Annotated in this window: 1 protein-coding gene; it reads right to left on the minus strand. The window is 58.4% G+C overall.

The annotated features are described in order from the left end of the window. A partial coding sequence (locus JF66_RS24040) for a hypothetical protein (RefSeq protein WP_035880971.1) occupies positions 1-450 on the minus strand: 450 nt, incomplete at both ends.

Raw genomic sequence — 450 nt, forward strand, 5'->3', positions numbered from 1 at the left:
GTAACGGCACTTCCCAAGACAGCACTCGCCAGATAGGCCCAGAAGATGCGCGGAGCCGCGTGGTACTTCTGGAGGGGCGCTGAGAAGAACTCCGAGAGCGTGTCGGCCACCTTGATAACCGAGACCAGCGCAACCGTCATGATGATCCCACGGTTGAAGACAGCGGCGACGCCGATACTCACCAGGAGCGCCAGCAGGACCATAGCGAATTGGATCGTCAGGTATGAACGGAAACGAAAGTCCCGATGCATCGTGAGGTAGACGTTCTTCAGCCCTAGCTGGCCCATCACGAAGATAGGTGTCGTGATGGCGAGCGCGATGGCGTACTGCCCAACGGTCTCCGAATTTGTCAATCTCGCCAGCATGATCAGGATAACGATCAAGCCCACGTTGCGCAGCACGGTGGCTGACAGCAGCCAGGTTGTGGTCTTGGCCCATGAGAAGTCCGCG

Origin of the sequence: Cryobacterium sp. MLB-32 (assembly GCF_000738085.1) — a bacterium.
Classification (GTDB): domain Bacteria; phylum Actinomycetota; class Actinomycetes; order Actinomycetales; family Microbacteriaceae; genus Cryobacterium.